This is a genomic window from Mesorhizobium qingshengii, assembly GCF_900103325.1.
GTDB lineage: Bacteria > Pseudomonadota > Alphaproteobacteria > Rhizobiales > Rhizobiaceae > Mesorhizobium > Mesorhizobium qingshengii.
In genome coordinates this window covers 59,365-83,188 of the sequence record NZ_FMXM01000019.1, presented here as the reverse complement: position 1 = coordinate 83,188, position 23,824 = coordinate 59,365, and the positions used below count along the sequence as shown (strand labels likewise).

The 23,824-nt window shown below is 65.1% G+C and carries 19 protein-coding genes; 10 read left to right on the top strand and 9 right to left on the bottom strand.

The features are described from left to right. Positions 1–15: 15 nt before the first annotated feature. Genes hydA through BLS48_RS25340 form a run of 6 tightly spaced genes read left to right on the top strand, consistent with a single transcriptional unit; the run spans position 16 to position 6,780 of the window. On the top strand, positions 16–1,446 hold the full coding sequence (gene hydA, locus BLS48_RS25365; protein ID WP_091583747.1) for a dihydropyrimidinase: 1,431 nt from the start codon (positions 16–18) through the stop codon (positions 1,444–1,446). Next, positions 1,431–2,345: a nitrilase-related carbon-nitrogen hydrolase gene (locus BLS48_RS25360; RefSeq protein WP_091583744.1), complete on the top strand. Its 915-nt coding sequence runs from the start codon at positions 1,431–1,433 to the stop codon at positions 2,343–2,345. The genes hydA and BLS48_RS25360 overlap by 16 nt, the downstream gene beginning before the upstream one ends. Before the next feature lie 13 nt (positions 2,346–2,358). Further along, on the top strand, positions 2,359–3,690 hold the full coding sequence (locus tag BLS48_RS25355; RefSeq protein ID WP_244529878.1) for a Coenzyme F420 hydrogenase/dehydrogenase, beta subunit C-terminal domain: 1,332 nt from the start codon (positions 2,359–2,361) through the stop codon (positions 3,688–3,690). Next, positions 3,687–4,844 carry an NAD(P)/FAD-dependent oxidoreductase gene (locus BLS48_RS25350; protein ID WP_091583741.1) on the top strand — a complete coding sequence of 386 codons (1,158 nt, stop codon included), beginning with the start codon at positions 3,687–3,689 and terminating at the stop codon, positions 4,842–4,844. Before BLS48_RS25355 ends, BLS48_RS25350 begins: the two co-directional genes overlap by 4 nt. Next, the gene (locus tag BLS48_RS25345; protein ID WP_244529870.1) at positions 4,841–6,118 is read left to right on the top strand and encodes a hydantoinase/carbamoylase family amidase; all 1,278 of its coding nucleotides are present in this window, start codon (positions 4,841–4,843) and stop codon (positions 6,116–6,118) included. The genes BLS48_RS25350 and BLS48_RS25345 overlap by 4 nt, the downstream gene beginning before the upstream one ends. Beyond that, positions 6,115–6,780 (top strand): cysteine hydrolase family protein, encoded by a 666-nt coding sequence (locus BLS48_RS25340; RefSeq protein ID WP_091583739.1) that lies wholly within the window; start codon positions 6,115–6,117, stop codon positions 6,778–6,780. The genes BLS48_RS25345 and BLS48_RS25340 overlap by 4 nt, the downstream gene beginning before the upstream one ends. Here the strand turns inward: BLS48_RS25340 and BLS48_RS25335 are convergent. The 9 genes from BLS48_RS25335 to BLS48_RS25295 all read right to left on the bottom strand — a co-directional run bounded on the left by BLS48_RS25335 (position 6,765) and on the right by BLS48_RS25295 (position 17,170). Beyond that, positions 6,765–7,181 carry an amidohydrolase family protein gene (locus BLS48_RS25335; protein WP_244529869.1) on the bottom strand — a complete coding sequence of 139 codons (417 nt, stop codon included), beginning with the start codon at positions 7,179–7,181 and terminating at the stop codon, positions 6,765–6,767. The genes BLS48_RS25340 and BLS48_RS25335 overlap by 16 nt on opposite strands. 144 nt (positions 7,182–7,325) lie before the next feature. After that, complete coding sequence (locus tag BLS48_RS25330) at positions 7,326–8,867, bottom strand: trimethylamine methyltransferase family protein (RefSeq protein ID WP_091583736.1); 1,542 nt, start codon at positions 8,865–8,867, stop codon at positions 7,326–7,328. 21 nt (positions 8,868–8,888) lie between these two features. Next, on the bottom strand, positions 8,889–9,857 hold the full coding sequence (locus BLS48_RS25325; protein WP_091583935.1) for a D-2-hydroxyacid dehydrogenase: 969 nt from the start codon (positions 9,855–9,857) through the stop codon (positions 8,889–8,891). A 10-nt stretch (positions 9,858–9,867) separates the two neighbouring features. Further along, the gene (locus tag BLS48_RS25320; RefSeq protein WP_091583733.1) at positions 9,868–10,776 is read right to left on the bottom strand and encodes a dihydrodipicolinate synthase family protein; all 909 of its coding nucleotides are present in this window, start codon (positions 10,774–10,776) and stop codon (positions 9,868–9,870) included. Continuing rightward, positions 10,773–11,288, bottom strand: a complete 516-nt coding sequence (locus BLS48_RS25315) for a hypothetical protein (RefSeq protein ID WP_167365244.1) — start codon at positions 11,286–11,288, stop codon at positions 10,773–10,775. Before BLS48_RS25315 ends, BLS48_RS25320 begins: the two co-directional genes overlap by 4 nt. Before the next feature lie 75 nt (positions 11,289–11,363). After that, complete coding sequence (locus tag BLS48_RS25310; RefSeq protein WP_091583728.1) at positions 11,364–14,222, bottom strand: 2Fe-2S iron-sulfur cluster-binding protein; 2,859 nt, start codon at positions 14,220–14,222, stop codon at positions 11,364–11,366. After that, on the bottom strand, positions 14,219–14,485 hold the full coding sequence (locus BLS48_RS25305; protein WP_091583726.1) for a sarcosine oxidase subunit delta: 267 nt from the start codon (positions 14,483–14,485) through the stop codon (positions 14,219–14,221). Before BLS48_RS25305 ends, BLS48_RS25310 begins: the two co-directional genes overlap by 4 nt. A 19-nt stretch (positions 14,486–14,504) precedes the next feature. Next, positions 14,505–15,746, bottom strand: a complete 1,242-nt coding sequence (locus BLS48_RS25300; RefSeq protein WP_091583723.1) for an FAD-dependent oxidoreductase — start codon at positions 15,744–15,746, stop codon at positions 14,505–14,507. Positions 15,747–15,751: 5 nt separating this feature from the next. Next, the gene (locus BLS48_RS25295) at positions 15,752–17,170 is read right to left on the bottom strand and encodes an MmgE/PrpD family protein (RefSeq protein ID WP_244529867.1); all 1,419 of its coding nucleotides are present in this window, start codon (positions 17,168–17,170) and stop codon (positions 15,752–15,754) included. Between the two features lie 168 nt (positions 17,171–17,338). Here BLS48_RS25295 and BLS48_RS25290 point away from each other — a divergent pair, with 168 nt between their 5' ends. The 4 genes from BLS48_RS25290 to BLS48_RS25275 all read left to right on the top strand — a co-directional run bounded on the left by BLS48_RS25290 (position 17,339) and on the right by BLS48_RS25275 (position 23,665). Next, positions 17,339–18,226 carry a LysR substrate-binding domain-containing protein gene (locus BLS48_RS25290; protein WP_091583720.1) on the top strand — a complete coding sequence of 296 codons (888 nt, stop codon included), beginning with the start codon at positions 17,339–17,341 and terminating at the stop codon, positions 18,224–18,226. Positions 18,227–18,418: 192 nt separating this feature from the next. Further along, positions 18,419–20,074 carry an ABC transporter substrate-binding protein gene (locus tag BLS48_RS25285; RefSeq protein WP_091583718.1) on the top strand — a complete coding sequence of 552 codons (1,656 nt, stop codon included), beginning with the start codon at positions 18,419–18,421 and terminating at the stop codon, positions 20,072–20,074. Between the two features lie 153 nt (positions 20,075–20,227). Then, entirely contained in the window at positions 20,228–22,648 is a 2,421-nt protein-coding gene (locus BLS48_RS25280; protein WP_091583715.1) for a GcvT family protein, read from the top strand. A gap of 114 nt (positions 22,649–22,762) precedes the next feature. Further along, complete coding sequence (locus BLS48_RS25275; protein ID WP_091583713.1) at positions 22,763–23,665, top strand: SMP-30/gluconolactonase/LRE family protein; 903 nt, start codon at positions 22,763–22,765, stop codon at positions 23,663–23,665. Positions 23,666–23,824 lie beyond the last annotated feature (159 nt).

Below are 23,824 nucleotides of genomic sequence, written 5' to 3'. Positions count from 1 at the left end.
GGGGCGGCAAAACCAATGCATGAACTGGTGATCAGAGGTGGACGCGTTGCCCTCGACGACGACTGGACCGAATGCGACATCGGCATCGATGAAGGCCGTATCGCAGCCATCGGCAGCGGGCTGACGGGCGCGACGCTGCTCGACGCAGGCGGCCGTTGGGTCATGCCCGGCGGTATCGACGCCCATTGCCATCTCGACCAGCCGGTCTGGGGTGGCGCGGGCAATGCCGACGATTTCGAGTCCGGCACCATCTCGGCCGCGTTCGGGGGCACGACCTGCATCGTTCCGTTCGGCATGCCCGGCCCTGATATGTCGACCGTCGATGCGGTGGATCGTGCGCTCGATCGCGCCGCGGGCCGCGCGGTGATCGACTATGGACTGCACGCCGTGGTGACCATGGGCACGGGCGCTGATGTCAAGGCGCAGCTTTCCTTGCTGGCAACGCGCGGCATCGCCTCGGTCAAGCTGTTCATGACCTATCAGGGTTTCGCGGTCGACGACGATCTCTTCTTCGACATACTGGACGCCGCGCGCGGCCTTGGCTGGATCGTCATGGTCCATGCCGAGAACGACGCCGCCATCCGCCGCACCCGCCAGCGCCTGATCGATCTCGGCCGCACCGACATGCGCTACCATGTCGTCGCCCACAGCGAGACGATGGAGCGCGAGGCCACGCATCGCGCCTTGGCCTTCGCGGAAATGACCGGCGCGCGCATGACCATCGTCCATGTCTCCTCCTGGCAATCGGCCGAGGAGATCGCACGGGCACGCACCCGGGGCGTCGATGTGGTCGCCGAGACCTGTCCGCAATATCTGTTTCTCAGTGCGGCTGATCTCGACCGTCCGGCCAGGGACGCCGCGCGTTTCGTCTTTTCGCCGCCGCCTCGTTCGCCGCGCAGCCAGCAGCATTTGTGGCAGGCTCTGATCGATGGCGGCATCGATCTGTGGTCCTCCGATCATTCTCCCTATTTTTTCGCCGACAAGATCGGCAGGGCGGAAACGCCTGGCTTCAACACCACGCTGAGCGGCATCCCCGGCATTGAAACGCGGCTGCCGCTGCTGTTCTCGGAGGGGCTGCTGACCGGCCGGTTGACGCTTGGCCGCTATCTCGATCTCACCTCGCGCAATGCCGCAACGGTCTATGGGCTCGCACACGCCAAGGGCAGGATCGCCGTTGGCCTCGACGCCGATCTGGCGCTGTGGGATCCCAAGGCACGTTGGACGCTCGGCCATGCGGCCCTGCATTCGCGCGTCGACTTCACGCCCTACGAGGGCAGAATCGTGACCGGCAAGCCGACCACCGTCCTGGTGCGGGGCGCGGCCGTGATTGCCGACGGCGTGCTGCAGGTGCAGCCGGGTTTCGGACAGTTCCTGCCACGTACCGTCGCCGATCCCGCTCATTCCGGAAAACCTGTCGAGGAGACGACCCCATGGCTAGATGCCTGACCATCGCGGTCTGCCAGACCGGGCCTATCCAGCGCAGCGCCTCGCGCGCCGAGACGGTCGGCCGCCTTGTCCATTTGCTGGAGACGGCGGCAGCTGCCGGAGCCGAGCTCGCGGTGTTCCCTGAAATGGCGCTGACGACGTTCTTTCCGCGCTGGCGCATCGACGATACCGCCGAGATCGAGACCTTCTTCGAACGCGCCATGCCGGGGTCGGAAACACAGCGGCTCTACGCCGCCGCCGCCCGCCTGAAGATCGGCTTCGCGCTCGGCTACTGCGAACTCGTGCGCGAAGACGGCCGCACACGCCGCTTCAACACCATGGACCTCGTCGGCCCGGATGGCGATTTCATCGGCCGCTACCGCAAGATGCATGTGCCGGGGTCGAGCGAACCGGAAGAGGGCACGACCACGCATCTGGAGCGGCGCTATTTCGAGCCCGGCAATCTCGGCTTTCCGGTCTTCGACTATCGCGGCGTGCGTGTGGGTCTCGCCATCTGCAACGATCGCCGCTGGCCGGAAACCTACCGGATGCTATGCCTGAATGGCGCCGAGGTCGTGCTCATCGGCTACAACACGCCGCTGCTGCTCGACGAGGCGCCGGCACTGGCGCATCTGCGCATGTTCCACAACCATCTGCCGATGCAGGCCGGCGCCTATCAGAACACGCTGTGGGTGGCGGCCGCCGCCAAGGCTGGGGTCGAGGACGGCCAGGCGCTGATCGGTGGTTCCTGCATCATCGCACCGACCGGCGAGATCGCCGCGCAGGCGCTTTCGCTCGGTGACGAGGTGATCGTCCATCGCGCCGATCTGGACTTGATCGCGACATGCCGGAAGGTGAACTTCGACTTCGCCCTCTATCGCCGCCCGGACCAGTATCGCCTGATCGCCGAGCAGGTCTGATGTCGAGGTTCAGATGGCCCGCGACCCAGCCAGTCGAATGCAAGGCATGACGGCGCATCCGACCACTCCCTTGTCGCTGGGCGAGATCGTCGAGAACGGCCTGTGCATCGGCTGTGGGCTGTGCCCTTCGCTTGCCGGGCCCGGCGCGGTCGAGATGGTCATGACACCTGAAGGTCGCCTGCGCCCGCTTGCCCGGCAGGCACTCGACCGGCCGACCCTGATGCGCATCAACGCCGTTTGCCCGGGGACGCGGATCGCCGGTCCGGATCAGGCGCAAACAAACAATGCGGCTGTGCAAGACACCGTCTGGGGACCCGCCGAACGGCTGGTCCTCGGCCATGCGCTGGACCCGACGGTGCGGTTTCAAGCGTCGAGTGGCGGCGTGCTGACGGCGCTTGGCCAGTTCTTGCTGAGCTCCGGTCGCGTCAAATTCATCTTGCACGTCGCCGCGTCGCGGTCAGCGCCGATGCGCAGCGAGCAGCGCCTGAGCTTCGACGCGGCTTCGGTCCTCGAAGGCGCCGGGTCGCGCTATGGCCCGGTGGCGCCGCTGGCGGATTTCGGCGAGATCCTCGACCGCGGCGAGCCCTTTGCGCTGATCGCCAAGCCCTGTGACATCACCGCCGTGCGCAACCTGGCGCGGCTTGATGCCCGTGTCGATGATTTGATGCGCTATGCCCTGGCCTTCGTCTGCGGCGGCGCCTCGGACCTGTCGAAATCGGAGCAGGTGCTGCAGCGCTTCGGTATCGGCGAGGAAGAACTTGCCCTGTTCCGCTACAGGGGGCATGGCAATCCCGGGCTCAACCGGATCGAGACGAGGGATGGCCGCGCCTTCGAACTCACCTACCGGCAGCTATGGGAAGACGAAGACAAGTGGATGATCCAGCCGCGCTGCAAGATCTGCCCCGACGCGATCGGCCAGGTGGCCGACATTGTCGCTTCGGATGCCTGGCTGAATGGCGGGCCGGCGGTCGACGACGAAGCGCTCAACGGCATCATCGTGCGCACCCGGCGGGGGCTGGAGCTGTTCGATGCCGCCGTTGCCGCCGGCGCACTGGCGATCAAGCGCGAGACCAGCTTTGCCGAGCTCGGCGACCTGCAGTCGCATCAGGTGCGCAAGCGCCGTGCCGTGTGGGCACGGCTGAAGGGCATCGAGATGGCGGGCAAACCGGTCCCTGCGGTGATCGATCTGGCCTTGGAGGACTGTGCGCTGCAGAACTCGCTGGCCGATAATCTCGCCGAGGGCCGCGGCGCTCGCGACCGCGCCCGACGCGGACGCCTGGGGGAAGCGCCTCCGGTGCCGCGTAGCGAAGCCGGTGCAGCCATGTTGAAGGATAAGCTTATATGAAAGCCGTCGAGGAAACCGACGTGATCATCATTGGCGGCGGCATTGCCGGCGCCGGCGCCGCCTTTGAGATCTCCCGTTCGGCCAAGGTGGTCCTGCTCGAGCGGGAAAGCCATTGCGGCTACCACACCACCGGCCGCTCGGCGGCGAGTTTCACCGAAAATTACGGCAACGGCGTCATCCGTCGGATCGTGCTGGCAAGCCGGGCGTTCATGATCCAACCGCCCACCGGCTTCTCGGACTACCCGCTGCTCAGCAAGCGCGGCATGATCACGGTGGCGCGCGCCGATCAACTCGAGCTCTTGGCACAGGATCTGGAGGCCGCCCAGGCCCTGGTTCCCTCGATCGTCGCCATGACGCCCGCCGAGGCAATCGCGCGCGTGCCGGTGCTGCGCGCTGACTATCTCGCCGGCGCATACATCGAACCGCATTCGATGGATATCGACGTGAACGGCCTGCACCAGGGCTATCTGCGCGGTGCCCGTGCGCGCGGCGCCCGGGCCGTCACCAATGCCGGCGTGAAGGATATCGGCCGGCAAGGCGGCCAATGGCGTGTGGAGACGCAGGCGGGAACGTTCCTTGCACCAACGCTCGTCAATGCCGCCGGCGCCTGGGGCGACGAGATCGCTGTCATGGCCGGCGTGCGCGCGATCGGCCTGCAACCCAAGCGCCGCACCGCCTTCAACATTCCAGCACCCGCCGGTGTCGACATCACCGACTGGCCGCTGGTCAACGATGTCGGTGCCGAATTCTATTTCAAGCCGGATGCGGGCCAATTGTTCGTCTCGCCGGCGGATGCGACGCCGTCGGCGCCGATGGATGCCTATGCCGAGGATATGGATGTCGCCATCGGCGCCGAGCGTCTCGAAAAGGCGACGACGATCGAGGTGCAGCGCGTGTCGCGTTCATGGGCGGGCCTCAGGACCTTCGTCGCTGACGGATCGCCGGTTGTCGGACCCGATGACGCGGTTCCGGATTTCGTCTGGCTGGTCGGGCAGGGCGGCTACGGTATCAAGACCTCGCCCGCTTTGTCGCGCGTCTGCGCCAGCCTGATCGGCGGCGGCGGCCTTCCGGACGATGTCGCCAGGCAAGGTGTCGCGCTCACCGATCTCACGCCGCAACGGCTGCGGAGCGCTCAGCAGGTGTCGGCGTCGTGACAGCCACCGGCCTGACGATGGGTGGCGCTCTTGCTGGGCGCGTGCTGGACGCGCTGGCGGAGGCCACCGCCGACGCACCGGGCATAACCCGCGTCGCCTACGGTTCGGGCGAGCGTTTTGCCCATCAACTGGCCCGGGAGGAGGCTGAAAAACTCGGCGCCAAGGCGCGCATCGATGCCGCCGGCAATCTCTATCTGACGCTCGCCGGAAGTAACGCCGATCTGCCGGCAATCGTCATCGGCTCACATCTCGACAGCGTGCCGCATGGCGGCAATTTCGATGGCGCCGCCGGTGTCGTGGCTGGGCTTGCGGTGATCGCCGAGTTTGTCGCTCAGGGTACGCGCCCGTCACGTGATCTCATCTTGCTGGCGACGCGCGCCGAGGAAGCGGTGTGGTTTCCTCTCTCCTATCCCGGAAGCCAGGCCGCTCTCGGCCTGCTCGAGCCGCAGGCGCTCGAAGCCAGGCGATCCGATAGCGGCCGAACGTTGGCTGAGCATATGCGCGAGGAAGGCTTCGATCCCGGCGCGGTCGGCCGCGGCGTTGCCGGCATCGAAGCCAGCCGCATCGCGGCCTTCGTAGAAGTGCATATCGAGCAAGGCCCGCGCCTAGTGGCCGCCGGCGTGCCGGCCGGCATCGTCACCGGGATTGCCGGCGGCTTTCGCTATGTCGATGCCGCCTGCCTCGGCGCCTACGGCCATTCCGGCGCCGAGCCGCGCTTTGCCAGGCACGACAGCGTGCTCGGCTTTACCGATCTGGCCGCCGGCCTCGAAGCGGAGTGGGACGCGCTCGAGCGCGAGGGCCACGAGGCCACCATCACCTTTGGGCGGGTGGAATCCGATCCGAGCCAGCATGGCGGCAGCCGCGTGCTGGGCGAACTTCGCTTCACGCTCGATGTACGCAGCGCCAATGCCGCCGTGCTGGAGCGGATCGAAACGCGGCTTCACGTGCTCTTCGCCGAGGTCGGGGTCAAACGCGGAGTGGTGTTCGAAGCCGGGCCACGCTTCACCTGGGAGCCGGCAACCATGTCGCCGGCGCTGATCGCCGCATTCGACCGTGCCGCCGGCGATCTGCAGATGCGCGTACCCCATGTGCCGAGTGGGGCCGGGCACGACGCCGCCACTTTTGCCGCGGCGAATATCCCAAGCGCCATGCTGTTCGTGCGCAACGAGAACGGTAGCCACAATCCGCATGAGAGCATGGACATCGCCGATCTCGACCAGGCGATCCGTCTGCTTTTCCGTTTCGTCACGGGCTTCGACCGAGGACATCCATGAATCCAGCCAAATCGGCTCTGCTCGCCATCGATCTGCAGAACGAATACCGCCCCGGCGCTGCCTGGCCGGTTGTCGGCTATGACGCGATGCTCGCCAACGCCGCCCGCTTGATCGCCGCGGCACGCGCGGCAGGCATGCCCGTCATCCACGCCCAGGCCTGGGTCAAGCCGGAAGAGCGCAAGGGCTACGCAAGGCGGGAGGAGATGCTGACCGAGGAATTTCGCTCGGCCGTGGCGGGCAGCACCGGCGCTGATATCTGCGCCGAGGTCGCGCCGCTGGCTGGCGACATCGTCATCCACAAGCACTGGCCGAGCGTCTTCCGCAGGACGGATCTTGCGCAACGTCTTGCCTCACTCAAGGTCGAAAACCTGATGGTCACCGGCGTGCTGACTGACAGCTGCGTCACCGAGAGTGTCTTCGACGCGGTCTATCAGGGGTTCAGGGTCTGGCTGGTCAAGGATGCCTGCGGCAGCATGACCGAGGCGATGCACCGCACTGGCATGCTCGACATGGCCAACCGCCTTTACGGCGGTGGCATCCTGCGCATGCCCGAAGCGCTGAAGGCGCTGGCCGGACAGCCCTTCGACGGCTGGCGCTGCACAAGGCCGGTGGAGTTCACCTACACGCTGGAATCCGTCGACCGGCTCTACGAAGCGCTGTGATCAGCACCGCATTTGCACGCGCTCTTGACGATTTTGGGTGACGCGGACGGCTTGAGAACCGTGCCCGGCAGTGCGCCGGTCGCCTTGCCATCGCGCCAGACGGATATGCCGTTGACGAAAACATGCTCGATACCGGCGGCGGGCTGACGCGGCTCTTCGAAGGTAGCGGTGTCGATGTTCGTCGCGGGGTCGAAGATGACAAGATCGGCGAAATTGCCTTCGGCCAATACGCCGTGCCGATCGATGCCGAACTCCCGCGCAGGCAGACCTGTCATGCGACGCACCGCTTCGTCCAGGCTGAACAGCCCGACGTCGCGGGCATAGTGGCCGAGCACGCGCGGAAAAGTGCCCCACAGGCGGGTGTGGATGAATGCCATGCGGCAGGCCATCGAGCCGATCATGGTGCGCGGATGTGCGATGATGTTCCGCACATCCGTCTCGTCGAGCTGGAAATAGACGGCACCCGCCGGTAGCAATCGCTGGCCTGCCTCGCTTTCGTTGCATTTCCATTCGCGCGCTATGTCGCTCAGCTGCGGATGCGGCCGTCAGCCTTCCGGATTGGCGGCGATTTCCTCGCGGCGGCGTGCGACATAGGCGTCGAGCTCCTCGCGGACCGCAACGTCCATGACCGGCTCCTCGTAGTCATGCAGCGCCTGCTGCCAAAGCTCGGTGGCGCGTTCGAGCGCATCCTTGCCGCCCGCTTCCTGCCAGGCACCATGGTTCTGCCAGTTGGACAGCATCGGCTGGTAGAAGGCGGTCGTGTAGCGCGACATCGTGTGCTCGGCGCCAAAGAAATGACCACCGGCCGGCACGGACTTGATCGCCTCGAAACCGAGATCGTCCTCCTGGAACGGCAGCGGCCGCAGGAACTCCATCATGTTCTGCAGGATCTCGACATCGAGGACGAGCTTCTCATAGGAAGCGGTCAGCCCGCCCTCCAGCCAGCCCGCCGCATGGTAGATCAGGTTGGCGCCGCCGAGCACCGCGCCCCAGGTCGCCATCTCGGTTTCGTAGGTGGCCTGCAGGTCGACCACGTTCGACGCATTGGCGTTGGAGGTGCGGTAGGGCAGATGATAGCGCCGCGCCAGCTGACCGGCGATGATGTTGGCCTTGGCATTCTCGGGCGTGCCGAAGGCCGGCGCGCCCGATTTCATGTCGACGTTGGAGGTGAAGGCGCCATACATCACCGGCGTGCCCGGGTTGACCAGCTGGGTCAGCGCCACGCCGAACAGCGCTTCGGCATTCTGCTGGCAGAGGGCCGCCGCCAGCGTGACCGGCGTCATCGCGCCCATCAGCGTGAAGGGCGTGACGGTCACCGGCTGGCCGTGCTCGGCCATCGCGATCAGGCCTTCTGCCATCGCGTCATCGAACAACCGCGGCGAGTTGATCGATATGATGGTCGTCACGCCAGGCGAGGCGCGCATTTCCTCGACGCTGATGCCGCGTGCGATCGCCATCATGTTGATGCCGTCCATCGCTCTGGCGCGGCCGATTGCCGTGCAATGGAAGCTGAGATCGCTGAGCGTCAGGTTGGCGTAGTAGGTGTCCAGATGGCGCGAATTGGCCGGCAGCTCCATCGGCGCCACGACCTGGTTGCCGATGATGTGGATGGCGTTGAAGTGGTGCGCCAGCCGGATGAAGTTCTGGTAGTCGGCAAGATTGCCCTGGCGGCGGCCATTGATGCGGTCATGGACATTGGGCGGGCCGGCGACCAGCCCGAAGACCAGCGAGTTGCCGCCAAGATGCACCTGCTTGTCGGGATTGCGGCTGGTCAGTGTGAAGGAAGATGGAACCCTCCGCAGCGCTTCGGTCACCAGGCTTTCGTCGATCCGGATGGTCTTGCTCTCGCGGTCTACTATGGCGCCCGCCGCCGCAAACAGGTCCATCACCCGCTCGCTCATGACGCGGATGCCGAGTTCCGACAGGATGCGCATCGACGTTTCGTGCAGCCGCTCCATCCGCTCCTCTTCGAGGAGCTGCATGGGCGGATAGGGGTTCTCCACGTGCTGCCAGGGCAGTTGCGCGATGCCGCCGCCGCCGCGTCCGACCTTCGCCCTGCGGCCACCGCCGCGCCTGTCCTGTGTCATGAGATTGCTTTCCTCTCGGTTTCAGTAACCGCGTTCCGGACTGACGACATTCTCAAGCGGCTCGCCGCTGCGGTAACGCTTCAGGTTGTCGGCGAACATGCGCACCGACTTGATGTCCCAGCCGTCGTAGACCGCCGCGCAATGCGGCGTGATGGCGACGTTGTCGTAGGCCCATAGACGATGGTCCGCCGGCAGCGGCTCGGTCGCAAAGACATCCAGCGCCGCGCCCTTGATCTGCTTGCCGTCAAGGGCCGCGAGCAGCGCCGCCTCGTCGAGGACGCCGCCGCGCGAGATGTCGATGAGCACGGCGGAACGCTTCATCGCGGCGAAGGCGGCCGTGCCGAGCAGACCGCGCGTGCTGGGCAGCAGCGGGACGCAGCAGACGATGAAATCGGCGCGCCCAAGCAAGGGCAGCAGGGCATCCGGCCCATGCACCTCGTCGAGGCAAGGCACGGCTTTCGGTCGCGCGCGGACGCCGAGCGTGTGCATGCCCATCACCTGTGCGCGGCTGGCGACGGCTGTCCCCGTCTTGCCAAGGCCAATGATGAGAACCGTCTTGCCTTCGATGGGCTCGACGCGGCCGCCGCCCCAGACGCGAGCCTGCTGGCGGCGTTCGAAACCGCGCAGATCGAGCGAGAAGGACAGCATGGCGCCGAGCACGTATTCCGCCAGCATGCCGGCGGCAACGCCTGCCGCATTCGTCACCGTGAGCCGCTCCGGGTCCCAACGCCCGAGATGATCCGTGCCGGAGCCGCCGACCGATACCCATTTCACGGTCGGGCTTTCGACAAGTGCCTGGCGCGGATATCGCGGCGTGCCGTCGAAGCGAACGGAGTAAACCACTTCCGCCGCCACGCGCCCGATCAGCTCGGGCAGGGCGGCATAGCTGTCGCAGCCATGGACAGTCAGATCCGGATGGGTCTCCTTGAGCACGGCCAGCGCCGCGGCCGGCCGGTCGGTGTGCAGGATGACGGATGGATCAGCCGACATGATGCCGCGCTCAGCTCCGGCCAATGTGGTCGGCCGAAGGACCGAGCGCGGCAAGCAGCTTCTCGCCGCTTTCGAGCGTTGCATTCTCATGCGGCGCTCGCAGGTTCAGCCAACGCTTGTCGCCGGAACGCACCGCCAGCACGGCCTTCATCGCCGGAATGAGACCGGCATCCTGGATGATCTTGCGGAACGCCTTGATCGCCGCATCCGCCTCGGCAACGTCCTCTCCGGCCATCGTACGATCGTAGAGGGCCCGGATGGCCGCGGCATTGAGGTTGACGGTCGCCGAGATGCAGCCCGCCGCGCCGCCGGCAAGCCCCTTGGTCAGCTGCGCTTCCGAACTCGGGAAGACCGCGACCTTGGGTGCGGCGGCAATCACTGCCGCCGTGTTGTTCCAGTCGCCGGCGCTGTCCTTGTAAGCCACGACGGTGTCGGGAAACGCCTCGTTCAGCCGGGCGGTCAAGGCCGGGCTCACCGGCACGCCGGAATTTTGCGGGATGTGATAGAGGATCATCTTCATTGCCGGGTTCGCCACCCGCTCGATCAGTTCGCCGTAGTAGCGGGCTTGGCCGTTGTCGCCGACAGCAGTGTAGAAGAACGACGGCAGCACCATCACTCCAGCGCAGCCGAGCCCGACCGCATGGGTCGACAGCTCGACGGTTTCGGGCAGCGCGGTGACGCCGGTTCCGGGCATCAGCCGGCCGGGCGAAATACCGGCCTCGATCAGCCACTCCAGGGCCTGCATGCGCTCGCGCAGCGAGACTGACAGCGCCTCGCCCGTGGTGCCGAACGGCGACAGGAAATGCGCTCCCTGGTCCAGCACCCATTTGGCGTGGGATACCCAGAGGTCGCGCGCGATGCGACCGTCGTCTTCGAACGGCGTCAGGATCGGTGCGATGGTTCCTTGCGGGCGGGTCATATGTGTCCTTCCGTATCGATCAGCAAATCTGTGCAGTGCCTGGCCGCCGCCGTTACAGTTCTGGCGAAGTACGCCGACGCGGTGACGTCGAACAGTACATCGAAACCCGCCTGCGAGCGGACCATAACGGCCTCGATGTTGCCAACACGCGTCTGCGCAATGTCCTCGGCGCTGAATTTATCGGCTCTGAGATCAAGCGCGCATAGCCGCTCCATCGCTTGCGGCGCCTGCGGGCCTGAGAGGCGCATCCACGCCCAGCCCTCCTCGCGCCACGATGAATAGCCCTTTGGCGCAGTTGCGCCATGCCAAGTGTTTGCAAGCTCGGCGAGCGCGCTGTCGGGTCCTTCTGCCAGCAACAGGATATCTTCGTTGCCGAGGCGCAGCACGCGTGTGCCGCGCCAACTGCCGATGCGATTGACTGCAGGCAAGGGCACGCCTCGCGACACGAGCCAGCCGGCGCTGCCGCCGCCTTTGAGGCCGAAGCGAAGGCTGCCCGTGAGATCGGTCAGCATCACCGCGCCGGAAGGCAGCCTCGTGCCGTCCGCGGCACCACCCGGCATGAACGGAAACACAGGGGATGCTGCCATTTACATCTCCTGCCGTGCATTCGCGGAATCAAAGAAGGCATGAGCGACCACCGGTACTTCGACCAGCTGGCCATTCCGGCATTTCACCGTCACCTGGCTTCCTTCCGTGGAGTCGTCGACATGGACGTAGGCGAGCGCGATGGCGCAGCCGAGCGTCGGCGAGAAGCCGACCGAGGTAATCTGTCCGACGGGAGTAGTGCCGCGCAGCACGAGGCAGCTTTCACCGGGTATGTTCCTGGCATCGGCCGGAAATCGCAGGCCGACGAGCTTGCGCGACTGGCCCAGCCTTGCGCGCATTTCGATCGACCGTTTGCCGACGAAGAACGGCTTCTTCTTCGAGACCGCCCAGCCGAAACCCAGTTCGTCCGGCGCGGTGATCGCATCGGTGTCCTGGCCGATCAGGATGTGGCCTTTCTCCAGGCGAAGGATGCGCGATGCCTCCAGACCGTAGGGCTTGAGGCCATGCGGCTTGCCGGCGGCGATCACCGCGTCCCACAGGGCGGGCGCGAGGCTCGACGGACAGTGCAGTTCGTAGCTCAGCTCGCCGGTGAAGCCAATCCGCATCACCCGCACCGGCACGCCGGCGACAACGCCTTCGCGGCCGCTGAGATAGGGGAAGGCCTCGCGGCCGAAATCGATGTCGCTTTCCAGCGCCTGAAGCACGGACCTGGCTTTGGGCCCGGTGACATTCAAGCCGGAGAACGCGCCGGTGAGATTGAGGACATCGACCCGCAAGCGCCATTGCGCGTTCCAGAACAGCATGTCGGCATAGACACGCGCGACCGCACCGGTGGTGGCCGTCACATAGAACCGGTCTTCCGCCATGCGGCAGGCGACGCCGTCATCGACCACCGAACCCATCTCGTTGAGCATCAGGCAATAGCGGACGCGCCCGACCGGCTGGTTGGCATGCGCCATGGTGTAAAGGCGGTCGAGGAATGCGCCGGCATCCGGCCCACGCAGCTCCAGCTTGCCGAGCGTCGAGACGTCCAGCAGGCCGACGCCTTCGCGCACCGCCATGATCTCGTCGCGGATCGCCTTTTCCGTCTCACTGGCATCGCCATAGAAATACGGCCGCCACCAGGCGCCGACCGGCTTCATCACGGCGTTGAGCGCGAGGTGCCTTGCATGCAACGCCGTGCGCCGTTCGAGAGGCTCATGATGGCCGGCAAGCACACCCAGCGTCTCCGGCCCGACCGGCGGCCGTGCGGTGGTGACGCCGACCTCGCCAACCGTCCGGCTGGTCGCCTCGGCGACGATCCTTGCCGTCGCCAGGGCCGAATGGCGGCCCTGGCTCGGACCCATGCCGACGGTGGTGAAGCGCTTGACGAGCTCGATCTCGCGATAACCTTCCTTGACCGCGTTCTGCAGATCCTTGACCTGCAGGTCCTCGTCGAAATCGACGAAATCGCGCCCCTTTGGATTGGCGACGATCGGCTGCACATGGACCGGACTGGTGGCCGTCGGCCTGGTAGGGGGGCTGTCCTCTCCGACTGCCTGGCCGAGCCGCGAAAGCGCGGCGGCGGCCACCCGGCGACCGCCGGCAATCGCGCCCCGCAGATCGTTGTCTCCGGCAACGGAACCGGCAAAGTAGATCGGCGCTTTCGGGCGAGTGAGCGTCATCGATCCGGTAGCGGCGTCATAGCCGACCTTCGCTCCAGCCTGGCAAGGCAGCTGCCATGCAGGCACCTGGCCGGCCGAGACAGCCAGCAGGTCGCACTCGATCCAGCGCCCGTCGAAGCGAACGCGGGCAAGGTGGCGATTTCCCGCCGTCCCCTCGGCGGCCTCGATCGTCGCGGCCTTCTGGATGGCCACGCCCTTGCCGTGCAACTCGGCTTCGAAGGCGCCGGCCTCGCCGCCGGATCTCGGATCGGCGACCAGCATGACCGAGACACCGGCCTCGACCAGATCGAGCGCCACGCCATAGCCTTCGTCGCTTGTTGCCAGCACCACTGCCTTTTGTCCGGGGCGCACGCCATAATGGCGGATCAGCCGCTGCGCGGCACTGCACAGCATGATTCCCGGCAGGTCGTTGTTGCGGAAGATGGCGGGCTGCTCGATGGAGCCTGTGGCCAGGATTACCGCGCGCGCCCGTGTGCGATGGAGCCGGTCGCCCTGGATCAGCGGCAGCCAGTTGTCCTCATACCATCCGTTGCAGACGGTCCCGGTCAGCAGGCGCAGATTGGGCAGCGCCCGAAGCCTGGAGGACAGGTCGGCAAGCATGGCCGGATCATGCCGGCCATAGGTCAGCGATCCGCCGATCTCCGGATTCTCGTCGCAGAGCACGACATCGGCGCCACCCTCGGCGGCAGTGATCGCGGCGTTCAGTCCGGCCGGACCGGCACCGACCACGAGGATGTCGCAGTGCAGGTGCGTCTTGTCGAAATGCCGGTATGGGGCCGCGGTGTCGACCACGCCGAGCCCGGCCTTGCGGCGGATCATTGGCTCCCAGAATTTCAGCCAGCTGTCGCGGCGTGGTCCCATGAAGGTGCGGTAGTAGAAACCGACCGGCAGAAAGCGTCCGAGCCTGTCGATGATCGCATCGCGGTCGCGTTCGAGCGATCCGTTGACGTTCTGGGCGCTGACCCGAAGCCCCGCGCTGATCGGCGTGCGGTCGGCGGCGACGTTCGGCTCGAACGGCAGTTGCACCAGCGTATTGGCGTCCGCGCCCGTCATTGAGAGGATGCCGCGCGGCCGATGGTATTTGAAGGAACGCGACAGCACCCATTGTCCGGAGGCAGCAAGCGCGCTGGCGATGCTGTCGCCGGCATAGCCTTCAAAATTCTTGCCCTCGAAAGTGAAGCGGATGGGACGGCTTCGGTCGATCCGGCTTCCCCAGGGCTCAGCTAGCCGGTTCATGGTTGAGCCCGACGTTCGGAAGCGTCGAAAGTGCGGATGATCTCGTTGGAGACGAGGTCGCGCTCGGCCAGGAAGAAATAATTGCTCGGCACGTGCCGCCACCATTCGATCACGATGCCCCTACGGTTCTCGGCGCGGAACAGGTGTCGCGACCAGTCCGCGTCGGCGGTCCGATCCGGGTCCGGCTCCGCGCGGACGGGACCGAAGGATTGGAACTCGTCTATGTTGCGCGGGCCGTTCATCGGGCAGGTCAGAATCTTCATGGTCAGTGGCGTTTCATGGTCAATGACTGGCCGCCGTAGCGCCCATTTCGTTGAGCAGCCGGAAGGTCTCGAAACGCTCCAGCGCGAACGGCCTCAGGATGTCGGGCACGCGGCCCTCGGCGATGGTCTCCGCCATCCGCTTGCCGGCGACCGGCGTTGCCTTGAAGCCCCATGTGCCCCAGCCGCAATCGAGCCATAGATTTTCGAGTGGGCTGGCACCCATGATCGGGCTGTAGTCCGGCGTCATGTCGGTGATCCCTGCCCATTGCCTGAGCAGCCGCACGCCCTGCAGGAACGGGAAGAGGTGCACGGCGCCTTCGGCGAGGTGCTCCTTCATGTCGAGCGTCGAACGGGTGGAATAGAGCTGGTAGGGATCGGAGCTGCCGCCGATGACGACCTCGCCGCGCGAGGACTGCACGAGATAGGTGTGCAGCGAGACGGAGGAGACCAGCGTGTGTAGCCAGGGCTTCAGCGGCTGCGTCACCATGGCCTGCAGCGGATAACAGCGGATGGGAAGCTCGACCCCGGCCATCAGCGCCACGTCGTAGTTCATCCCGCCCGTCGCGATCAGCACATGTCCGCAGGTGATGCGGCCGCGGTTGGTCTTGACGGCCTGGACCCGGTCGCCAACGACCTCGAAGCCTTCCACTTCGGTCCGCTGGTGGATTTCGACGCCGCGCCGCGACGCCTGCGCGGCATAACCCCAGGCAACCGCATCGTGCCGCGCGGTGCCGCCGTCGGCATGCCAGAGCCCGCCAAGGATCTCGAGCGCGCCGCCATAGTCCATGTTGAGGGATGGCACGAGCTTCTCGACCGCCTTCTGGTCGACCACTTCGGTCCGCGTGCCCAGGTGCTTGCCCATCTCGGCGCGCGCATGGAAGCTGCGAAGCGTCGCTTCCGTATGCGCAAGGGTCAGCTGGCCGCGCTGCGAAAACATGACGTTGAAGTCGAGTTCCTGCGACAGGCCCTCGAACAGCTCCACGGCTTCCTTGTAGAAGGCGATGCCTTCCGGTGTGATGTAGTTCGAGCGGATCGTGGTCGTGTTTCGCGCCGTGTTGCCGCCGGCGAGGTAGCCCTTCTCGATCACCGCGACGCTGCTTATGCCGTGGTATTTCGACAGGTGATGCGCGCACGACAATCCGTGGCCGCCGCCCCCGACAATGACGACATCGTAGGATGGCTTGAGGTCCGGCGTTGCGGGAATGTCGCCGCTGACCGGATAGTCCCTGCTGAGACCGTATTTCAGAAGCCGGAGCGGCATCTAGCCTACCACGCTGGCCGCTGGAGCATCGTACTGATCACCGGAGGATCGTAGAGCAACACCGAAAGATCAAAGAAGCGACTGTCCGGGTCGGTGAGCGACAGGACTGCGTTGCGGATCGCGCTGGCGCGGCCTTGTCCCAGCACCGGCGCCGCGAACTCCATGTACTTGGCCTCGATTTCAGCGTGTGTCAGCGGCGCCTCCGGTCCGCCGCGCGCGTGGACGTCGCCGGAAGCAAGCATCCGCCCATCGCTGGTCGTGATCGTCACGTCGGCCCAGCGGCCTGCCGGAAAGCGGGCGCTGTGGCGCTCCGATTCCGAGACGGTGATACGGCCCAGCATGTCCGCGACAGCGGCATCCTCGAGCCCGCTGCCGGAGATATGTTCCAGTCCGATGCGGCCATGGACGATGAAGGTCGCGACGGCGAAGCGCAGGCTGTACTGCGCCTTCGAGGTCGTGTCCGGCATGCCGCCGAACAGCGTTGCGGCGTAGTGGAAACTGTTGACCTCGACGTGGCCGATGTCGGACGGCGCCAGATGATGTGCCATGCAGAGCCCGCGCGTCGCGTCAATTGCCGCATGCGCCCAGCGGCAGATCGGGTAGGGCTTCACATACTGGTGCAGCACCTGCCAGAAGGCGCCGAGATCCTGCCAATGCGGGGCGACGTCGGGTGCCTCGACCGTGATCGCCGGCGCGCCGGTAAAGCCGCGCTCGGCCAGAACGGCGGCGGACAGGCCGATCAGCGCGCCGACGCCCGAGCCGTCGTGCAGCATCGTCGGCGTGGCGATCTCGCGCATCATCTGGCTGCGCGGGCCGTGATATTCGGCAATGCCAAGCGCCTCTCGGAATTGCCCGTCGCTGAGCCGGCGCAGCCTTGCCGCCACCGCGGCCACGCCCAGCGCGTTCCAGGCCCCCGACGTGTGGTAATCCGACACCGTCGCATGCAGCGCGATGCCGGCCCGGCCGGCCACTTCGTAGCCGACGACGAGGGATGCCAGCGCCTCCGGTCCGCTAAGGTCGGGGAGCACCTCGGCCAGCGCTGCCAGGGCGGGCAGGACGGCAACGCCGATATGGCCCTTGGTCGGGCTGTATCCGTCGTGGCCGTCGAGATTGTCGATCTGCGTCGCGGCCGCATAGGCGGCTCCGGCGATGCTGGCGCGGCGACCGTCGAAAAGCATGCGCGCCGAATACAGCGGATCGGCCGAGCCGTAGAGAAGGGCGGCGGTGTCGCGGGCGATCCGGCCGGCTTCCATCGGACCAGCCGCAATGGCAATTCCGAGCGTGTCGAGCAGCAGATAGCGCGCCTGTTCCAGGACAGGAACCGGGAATACGGCCGCCGGCCGCCGCAACACGAAATCGGCCAGGCGAATGGCAACGCTGGTACTCGCGTCAGGCCCTTCACGCCGATGCGACGGCACAGCCACTTGCATTACTCCCCTCTGCGTCACGACATCATTAATTTGGGTCCATCGTGCTTTCACGCAATTAGTTCGGCGGCTTTGGCCAAAAATATTCACGTCTTGCCATCAGGCACGATTGAACGGCGGCGCGTCTGTGGGATAGCTAGCGCATGCGTGTTGCAGGAGTTAGCGATGAAGCCGCCACCCCCCTTGAACTATATCCGGTCCTTTGAGAGTTCGGCCCGGCATCTCAGCTTCACCATGGCCGCCAAGGAACTCGGATACACGCAGGCGGCCGTCAGCACGCATGTCCGTGCGCTCGAACATTATATTGGGCGGCAATTGTTCATCCGTTATCCGCGCAGTCTCAAGCTCACCGAAATGGGCGAGGCGTTCCTGCCGACGTTGCGTCAGGCGCTCGATCAGATCGACCAGGCCACGGAGGCGATCGTGACCTCGTCGCGCAACCGCACGGTGGTCGTCTCCTGCCCGATGAGCCTGGCGGAGAACTGGCTGGCCGGCTGCATGGCCGCCTTCCGCAAGAAGCATCCCGAAATCGAGATCGTGCTTCACGGCACGATCTGGGAGGACCTCAGCGAGCAGATCGCCGACATCACCATTTCCACACGGCGTTTCGACGACCGTCCGCCCGCCGGCATCCCACTGTGGAACGACGAACTGGTTCTGCTGTGCGCTCCGGCTCTGCTGGAGGGCGAGGATGCGCTGAAGGCGCCCGAAGATATCCTCAAGGTCGACTGGATCTTCGTGCATGGCCGCCAGGAATACTGGCAGGTCGTCACGTCGGCGCTGGGCGTCGACATGGAAGACTACGACAAGGGCCTGACGACCAACGCTTCCAACATCGCGCTCGAACTGGCCGCCATGGGGGCAGGGCTCGTCGCGACCCAGCGCTCGCTTGCCCACGCCTATCTCCGACGGGGGCTGCTCGTCGAACCGTTCCCCGTCCGGCCGCCGAGCCCGTGGAACTACTACCTCACCGAGAACCAGCTTTCGAAGGGAACCATCGCGCGCACGGTGCGGGAATGGATTCTTCAGCGGGCGCAGGAGGATGGCGCTTAGCGCTGTTCTCCCAGTCGGTGAATTTTCCAAACTCAAAATTTGACACGCCAATGGCATCGTTTTTTTAGGTCTTATCCGCCGGTTTTCGGCGGTTTGCTTGGGCTCAAGCCCTTCCGGGATTTTTGCATCGCCTCTAACATCCCCCACGCAAGGGGAATGTAACGGGCGGAAAGCCCAAACCGGAGAATCACAATGACGATTTTCAAGAGCAACGGTGACCGCGTCCCGGCAGCCATCGAAAGCTATGCGGACGAAGTCAGGAACGGTGGCATGGATCGCCGCGAGTTCCTTGCCATGGCGAGCGCGATGGGCGCCTCCACGGCGTTCGCCTATTCAATGATCGGCCTCTCGCCGGTCCAGGCCGCTGCCCAGGAGCCGGGCAAGAAGGGCGGCATCCTGAAGATGCAGATGATCATCAAGGACATGAAGGATCCCCGCTTGTGGGACTGGTCGGAAATGGCCAACGTGCTGCGCCAGTGCAACGACTACATGATCCGCTACACCACCGACTTCACCTTTGAGGGTCATCTGGTCGAGAGCTGGGAGGTCAGCGACGACGCCACCGAATACACGCTGCATGTACGCAAGGGCGTGAAGTGGTCGAACGGCGACGAGCTCAACGCCGACGACATCGTCTTCAACATCGAGCGCTGGTGCGACAAGGCAGCCGAGGGTAATTCGATGGCCGGCCGCATGGCCACGCTGATCGACCCCGCCACCAAGAAGGCCATCGCAGGCGCCATCACCAAGGTCGACGACCATACGGTGAAGCTGAAATGCGGTCAGTCCGACGTCACCATCATCCCGGGCTTCGCGGACTATCCCGCCATCATCGTCCACCGCAACTTCGACAAGGACGGTGCCGACATGACCAAGACGCCCGGCACCGGCCCATACGAGCTCATTTCATACAAGGTCGGCGAGTCCGCTTCGGTGAGGCGCCGCAAGGACTTCACTTGGTTCGGCGGCGAGCCCTATCTCGACGGCGTCGACTGGACCGATTACGGGACGGACGCTTCGAGCCCGGCCATCGCAAGCGCCTTCGAGGCCGGCGAGATCGACTGCAACTATCAGACGGTCGGCGGCACCGTGGACCTCTATGACGGTATGGGCCTGGTCAAGGAATCCGTCGTCACCGCGGGAACGATCGTGCTGCGCACCAATGTGACCAACAAACCGTATGACGACAAAAGGGTGCGCAACGCCATCCAGCTCGCGGTCGACAACGAGACGGTGCTGAAGCTCGGCTACAGCGACCTCGGACAGGTCGCGGAAAACCATCATGTCTGCCCGATCCATCCGGAATATTACGAGCTGCCGAAAGTGCCGCGCGACCTGGCGAAGGCCAAGGCGTTGATGACCGAGGCCGGCCAGATGGATCATGAGTTTGAGCTCATTTCCTACGATTCCGACTACGTCAAGGACCCGGCCGATGTCGTCGCCGCGCAGATGCGCGAGGCCGGCTTCAAGGTGAAGCGCACGATCATTCCCGGAACTTCATTCTGGAACGACTGGACCAAGTATCCATGGTCGACCACCGAATGGGGTATGCGACCGCTTGGCGTCCAAGTGCTGGCGCTCGCCTACCGCAGCGGCGAAGCCTGGAATGAGTCGGGCTACGCCAACCCGGATTTCGACAAGAAGCTCAATGCCGCGCTTGCGGTCGCCGACCCCGCCAAGCGCAAGGAGCTGATGAAGGATGTTGAGTGGACGCTGCAGGATTCGGGCGTGCTGGTTCAGTCGTTCTGGCGTTCGCTTTACCGCCACCACGCCGCCTATGTGAAGAACCTCAAGATGCACCAGACATTCGAGCTGCAACTGGAGAAGGTCTGGCTCGACAAGGCATAGAACGGGTAGATCCATTGCAATACGCCAGGGGCGCATCTTGTGCCCCTGGCTTCGCCAGGCGACTGCGATCGACCAGCCAGCCGAACAAAACTCAAAGGCGCTCTTCGAAAGCGCAAAAACAAAAGTCGCCGAACCAAGGGAAGAAATCTCGATATGCGTACTCATGCACAAGCCGTCGTCATCGGCGGCGGCCTGATCGGTTGCTCGATCCTTTATCACCTCGCCAAATTCGGCTGGTCCGACGTGGTTCTTCTCGAGCGCAACGAACTGACGTCCGGCTCTACCTGGCATGCGGCGGCCAACATCCACGGCCTGCACGATTCCACCAACATCAGCCGTCTGCAGCACTACACCATGGCGCTCTACAAGGAACTGGAGATCGAGACCGGGCAGGGCTGCGGCATCTTCCAGCCGGGCTCGCTCTACCTCGCCCAGACCGAAGCGCGCGAGCATCAGCTGAGGCTGCAGGAGGCCAAGGCGCGGCGCTACAAGATGAACTTCTACGAGGTCGCGCGCGACGAAGCGGAGCGACTGCACCCGCTGGTCGATTTCGACGGCATACGCTGCATCATGTACGAGCCGGAGGGCGGCAATGTCGACCCGTCCGGCGTCACCGCCGCCTATGCCGCCGGCGCCCGCCAACGCGGCGCCGAGATCCATCGCTTCACCCCGGTCACCGCCACCGAGGCGCAGCCGGATGGCAGCTGGATCGTGCGCACGCCGAAGGGCGACATCCACACCCAATGGGTGATCAACGCCGCCGGTCTCTGGGGTCGCGAGGTCGCCGCGATGGCCGGGCTTCAACTGCCGCTGATCCCCACCGAGCATCAGTATTTCGTCACCGAGACCATCGCGGAAATCGCTGCCATGGGCCGCCGGCTGCCCTCGGTCGCCGATCGCGACGGCGAATATTATCTGCGTCAGGAAGGGCTTGGCCTGCTCATCGGCGCCTACGAGCGCAAGATGAAGTTCTGGGCCGAGGACGGAACGCCGCTGGACTTCGGCCACGAGCTGTTTCCCGACGATCTCGACCGCATCGAGGAGAATATGCTGCGCGCGATCGCGCGCGTTCCGGCGGTCGGCACCGCGGGCGTCAAGAAAGTGATCAACGGCCCGATGATCTGGTCGCCCGACAGCGCCGTGCTGTTCGGGCCGGTGCCTGAGCTCAGCAACTATTTCTGCTGCAACGGCATCATTCCCGGCTTCTCGCAGTCGGGCGGAATGGGCAAGCTGGCGGCCGAGTGGATGATCGAGGGCGAGCCTTCGCTCGACATGTTCGCCTGGGACATGGCGCGGTTCGGGCACTGGGCCGGCAAGGCTTTCACCAAGGCCCGTGTGCAGGATCAATACAGCCACCGTTTCAAGATCCATTTCCCCAACGAGGAACGTGCCGCTGGAAGGCCGGTCCGCACCCGGCCCGCCTATGACATGCAAAAGCAGATGGGCGCCGTCTTCGGCCTCAATTTCGGCTGGGAGCATCCGCTCTGGTTCGCCGCCGAGGGCGAGCCGCGCGAGGAGACGATAGGCTTCAAGCGCCAGAACTGGTGGGGTCCGGTTGGACGTGAAGCGCGCATGCTGCGCGAGCATGCGGGCATCATCGACGTTTCGAATTTTGCCAAATACGAGGTCAGGGGACCCGGCGCGGAAGCCTGGCTCAACGCGCTGTTCGCCAACCGCATGCCGACGGAAATCGGGCGCTCCTGTCTCACGCCGCTGATCGGCAAGCGTGGCGGGATCGCCGGCGACTTTACCGTGACAAAGCTGGCCGACGACGAGTTTATGGTTTTCGGTTCCGGCATGGCCGAGCGCTTCCACCAGAGGTTCTTCAAGGCCGTCCCTTTGCCTGAAGGCACCACGTTCCGTTCGCGCACCGAAGAACTGGCCGGCTTCAACGTCGCCGGCCCGAAATCGCGCGAACTGCTGCAGCGCCTGACCAATGCCGATCTGTCGACGGAGGCGTTTCCGTTCATGCGCTCGCGCCAGATCACGGTGGCCGGTGTCGACGTGGTGGCGTTGCGTGTCTCGTTCACCGGTGACCTGGGCTGGGAACTCTATTGCGCGGCCGCCAGCCAGGTCGAGCTCTACAGCGCCCTGCTCGAGGCCGGCAGCGAAGTCGGTGCCGGGCCGGTTGGCTCGCGCGCGCTGATGTCGCTGCGGGTCGAAAAGGGATATGGCAGCTGGAGCCGGGAATATTCTCCCGAATACTGGCCGCAGGAGGTCAAGTTCGATCGGCTTGTCAAAATGGACAAGGGCGAATTCCTCAACCGCGACGCCTACGCCGCCGTCGCCGACAGGCCGGCGCGCGACGAACTGATCATGCTGTCGATCGACGCCAGGGATGCCGACGCGACCGGCGGCGAGCCGATCTTCCTGCCGGACGGCACGCCGATCGGCCAGGTGTCCTCGGGCGCCTACGGTTATTTCGTCGAGCAGTCGCTGGCACTTGGCTATGTCAAGGCCGGCTCGGCCAAGGCAGGCGATGCCGTCACGGTCGCGATACTCGGGAGGCCGCACGACGCGGTGCTGCTGAAGCAGCCGCCCTTCGACCCCGAAGGCAAGCGGCTGCGGGCGTAGGTCTGGACCCTCTGGTGATCGGCGTGCCGACCGACAGAACCATCGACGCTGGCGGGTAACGCCAGCGAACCTGATGCGGGGAAGAGTTCATCTGCCTGAAAAAAGGGGAATTGCATGATCAAACGGCATCTGCTGGGCACCATGTTTGCCCTGGTCCTCACATCCTCCGCGCACGCCGGAGACGTCAAGGTTATCAATGACGACGCGTGGTTCGCCGAAGGTCCGATCTGGTACCAGGACAAGCTCTTCTACGTCGAATACGGCCGCGGCACGGTGACCGTATGGGACGGCAAGAAGAACGAGATCTTCTGGAAGATGGACGGTTGCGGCCCTTCGGCCGTGCTGCCCACTACGGCCGGCGAGTTCCTCGTCACTTGCTACGACAGCAACACGATCGGTCGCATCTCGGCCGACGGCAAGACGCTGCCGGCCTACGACAAGGACACGGATGGCAAGCCATTCAGCGGCCCGAACGACTTCGCACCCGACAAGGATGGCGGCACCTATTTCACCGGTTCCGGCAAGGGCGGTCCGCTGATCGACGCCTCGGCCTACTATATCGGCAAGGACGGCAGCGTGAAGAAGGTTGCCGGTGACCTGCACAATGCCAACGGCTTGGTCATGTCGAACGACGCCAAGATCCTCTATCTGGTCGAGACCGAGGACAACAGGATCATCGAGTTCGACGTCCAGCCCGACCACAGCCTGAGCAACCGCCGCGTCTTCCTGCGCCTCGACGATCTGTTCCCCAACCAGCCGCACATCTGGCCTGACGGCATCAAGATGGACAGGGCCGGCGAGATGTACATCGGCCAGAGCCCGCGCTCGCTCGATGCGCCCGGCAAGATCATCGTCGTCGACAAGGATGCCAAGCTGCTGCGCACGCTTTCGGTGCCGTCACCATCCATGCCGAACTTCGCTTTCGGGCCGGACGAGAAGGTGCTCTACGTGATGGCGCTCGACCAGATCGACGCAGCGCCCTGGCACGGCAAGGTCTACGAGGTGCCGAACAAGTAGGAGTGTTTCACCGGCGGCCAGAGCAATTCCAGGAAAAGTGTGAAACGGTTTTCCTGGGAAAAGCGCACAGCGCTTTCCCATGGGAATTGCGTCAAAACAAAGAGTTAGAGGGGTTTGCCGTTTCCGTGAAACGGTGAACTGCTCAGGTGCCGCCGATGA

Bases quoted from the DNA above. Each gene is read 5' to 3' on its own strand.
- hydA (WP_091583747.1), top strand. From the start codon at position 16: ATGCATGAACTGGTGATCAGAGGTGGACGCGTTGCCCTCGACGACGAC.
- BLS48_RS25360 (WP_091583744.1), top strand. From the start codon at position 1,431: ATGGCTAGATGCCTGACCATCGCGGTCTGCCAGACCGGGCCTATCCAG.
- BLS48_RS25355 (WP_244529878.1), top strand. From the start codon at position 2,359: ATGGCCCGCGACCCAGCCAGTCGAATGCAAGGCATGACGGCGCATCCG.
- BLS48_RS25350 (WP_091583741.1), top strand. From the start codon at position 3,687: ATGAAAGCCGTCGAGGAAACCGACGTGATCATCATTGGCGGCGGCATT.
- BLS48_RS25340 (WP_091583739.1), top strand. From the start codon at position 6,115: ATGAATCCAGCCAAATCGGCTCTGCTCGCCATCGATCTGCAGAACGAA.
- BLS48_RS25335 (WP_244529869.1), bottom strand. From the start codon at position 7,181: ATGATCGGCTCGATGGCCTGCCGCATGGCATTCATCCACACCCGCCTG.
- BLS48_RS25330 (WP_091583736.1), bottom strand. From the start codon at position 8,867: ATGACACAGGACAGGCGCGGCGGTGGCCGCAGGGCGAAGGTCGGACGC.
- BLS48_RS25325 (WP_091583935.1), bottom strand. From the start codon at position 9,857: ATGTCGGCTGATCCATCCGTCATCCTGCACACCGACCGGCCGGCCGCG.
- BLS48_RS25320 (WP_091583733.1), bottom strand. From the start codon at position 10,776: ATGACCCGCCCGCAAGGAACCATCGCACCGATCCTGACGCCGTTCGAA.
- BLS48_RS25315 (WP_167365244.1), bottom strand. From the start codon at position 11,288: ATGCTGACCGATCTCACGGGCAGCCTTCGCTTCGGCCTCAAAGGCGGC.
- BLS48_RS25310 (WP_091583728.1), bottom strand. From the start codon at position 14,222: ATGAACCGGCTAGCTGAGCCCTGGGGAAGCCGGATCGACCGAAGCCGT.
- BLS48_RS25305 (WP_091583726.1), bottom strand. From the start codon at position 14,485: ATGAAGATTCTGACCTGCCCGATGAACGGCCCGCGCAACATAGACGAG.
- BLS48_RS25300 (WP_091583723.1), bottom strand. From the start codon at position 15,746: ATGCCGCTCCGGCTTCTGAAATACGGTCTCAGCAGGGACTATCCGGTC.
- BLS48_RS25290 (WP_091583720.1), top strand. From the start codon at position 17,339: ATGAAGCCGCCACCCCCCTTGAACTATATCCGGTCCTTTGAGAGTTCG.
- BLS48_RS25285 (WP_091583718.1), top strand. From the start codon at position 18,419: ATGACGATTTTCAAGAGCAACGGTGACCGCGTCCCGGCAGCCATCGAA.
- BLS48_RS25280 (WP_091583715.1), top strand. From the start codon at position 20,228: ATGCGTACTCATGCACAAGCCGTCGTCATCGGCGGCGGCCTGATCGGT.
- BLS48_RS25275 (WP_091583713.1), top strand. From the start codon at position 22,763: ATGATCAAACGGCATCTGCTGGGCACCATGTTTGCCCTGGTCCTCACA.